Source organism: Paraburkholderia sp. SIMBA_027 (genome assembly GCF_046535315.1).
In the GTDB taxonomy this organism is placed as follows: domain Bacteria; phylum Pseudomonadota; class Gammaproteobacteria; order Burkholderiales; family Burkholderiaceae; genus Paraburkholderia; species Paraburkholderia tropica.
Window position 1 is genome coordinate 1 of the sequence record NZ_JAWRWY010001250.1, and the last position, 249, is coordinate 249.

General features: G+C 53.0%; 1 pseudogene. It reads left to right on the forward strand.

Annotated elements, in window-relative coordinates:
- Nucleotides 1-249, forward strand: a pseudogene (locus SB764_RS43155) (hypothetical protein); the annotation flags it as partial.

Genomic DNA, 249 nt, shown 5'->3' on the forward strand with positions numbered 1-249 from the left:
CTGGGAGAAGGGCGGTTATGCACGTTTTACGGAAGGAAAAAGTGAGCTGCAATGGCTGGAAACGTTTTATAACGTTGCCCGACAGCGCGGGGCAAGCCAGCAGGTTGAATTGCCGCCATTTGCTGAGTTCTGGCAAGCCAATCAGTTAATTGAGATGCCGGAAAACCCGGACAGCGCGCGGTTTATTCGCTTCGCTGATTTTTGCCGCGATCCGCAGGCGCATCCATTAAAAACCGCCAGCGGTAAGAT